This is a genomic window from Azospirillum sp. B506 (assembly GCF_000333595.1).
In the GTDB taxonomy this organism is placed as follows: Bacteria; Pseudomonadota; Alphaproteobacteria; order Azospirillales; family Azospirillaceae; genus Azospirillum.
In genome coordinates, this window is sequence record NZ_BADK01000189.1 from 1 (window position 1) to 1,677 (window position 1,677).

At 68.6% G+C, this 1,677-nt stretch carries 1 protein-coding gene; it reads left to right on the forward strand.

Annotated elements, in window-relative coordinates; translation table 11 throughout:
- On the forward strand, nt 1–1,677 hold a 1,677-nt coding region (locus I71_RS06460), incomplete at both ends, for a DNA topoisomerase (RefSeq protein WP_042692623.1).

Sequence of the window (1,677 nt, forward strand, 5' to 3'; positions counted from 1 at the left end):
CATCCTGCCGGCGGAGGGCCATTTGCTGCGGCTTGCCGAGCCGGACGAGGTCGATCCCGCCTGGAAACGCTGGTCGCCGACCCTGCTGAAGCCGGACGGGCTCTATCCCACCCGTCCCGACCAGGGCGGCAACAAGGCGGCGAAGCTGCAGGCGATCACCGCGGCTCTGCGCGCCTGCGACGAGGTGATCCTCGCCACCGACTGCGACCGCGAAGGCCAGCTGATCGGCCAGGAGATCCTGGAGCATGTCGGTTATCGCGGCAAGGTGCGGCGTGCGATTTTCACAGCCCAGGATCCGAAAACCCTGCGCGACGCCTTCGCCCGGCTGAAGCCCAACGAGTCCATGCGGCCGCTCTATCAGGCGGCGGTGGCCCGGCAGCAGGCCGACCAGATCTACAACCTGTCGCTGACGCGCACCGCAACCAAGACCCTGCTGGCTCCCGGTACCCGCGGCGTCATCGGCATCGGCCGGGTGAAGACCCCGACTCTGGCCATCGTCGCCCTGCGCGAGCTGGAGATCCGCAATTTCAAGCCGGAGGATTATTTCGAGGTGGTGGCCACCGCCAGCGTGGCGGAGGGCAGCTTCCAGATGCGCCACGCCCCGGCGCCGAAGGACCGCATCAAGGACCGCGCCGCCGCCGAGGCCGTCGCTCGCGCCGCCGACAAACACCGGGGGCCGCTGACCGTGACGGTGGAGGAAAAGCGGCAGGCGCCGCCCAAGCTGTATGACCTGCCGTCGCTGCAGAAGACCTGCGGCCAGCGCTGGGGCTGGACCGCCGACCGCACGCTGGCGGTGGCGCAGGAGCTGTATGACGGCGAGGGCAAGAAGCTCATCACCTATCCGCGTGCCGAAGCCCGCTACCTGTCGGAGAACCAGATCGCCGATGCGCCGGCCATCGTCGCCGCGCTGACCCGGCTGCGCGGCTTCGCGCATCTCGACGGGCACATGGATGTCCGGCGCCCCGTGATCCGCAAGGGCAAGTCCGGCCATTTCTGCGACAAGGCGCTGGAAGGCGTGTCGCACCATGCGGTGATTCCCAACGTCAATGTGCTGGACGATCTGGAGTCGCGGCTGGTCCGGCTGACCGACGACGAGAAGCGGCTGTTCGCCCTGATCTGCCGGTCCTACCTCGCGGCGGTGATGCCGGACTACGAGTATCGCCAGACCAGCGTGACGATGCCGGTCCCCGTCGACACCAAGCCCGTCGCCTTCCGTGCCGTCGGCCGCATTCCTCTGAAACTGGGCTGGAAGGCCGCCTTCGGCTCCGCCGAATCCGACGGCAAGCCCGAGGAGGAGACCGAACAGATGCTGCCGCCGCTGGCCGATGGCGAACTGGCGACCTTGACCGATCCCAAGGTGGAGGCCAAGCGGACCCAGGCGCCGCCGCGCTACAATGAAGGCACGCTGGTCGATGCCATGCAGAATGCCTGGCGGTTCGTCGAGGATCCGGCTCTGCGTGACCGGCTGAAGGAGGCCAAGGGCATCGGCACTCCGGCCACCCGCGCCGAGGTGATCAAGGGGCTGCGCAAACAGAACCTGCTCGGGGCGGACGGCAAATGGCTGGTGCCGACCCCGGCCGGCCTGCACCTGTTCGAGACCCTGCGCGCCGCCGCCCCGACCCTGGTCGATCCCGGCACCACCGCGCTGTGGGAAATGCAACTGGACGAGGTGGTGAC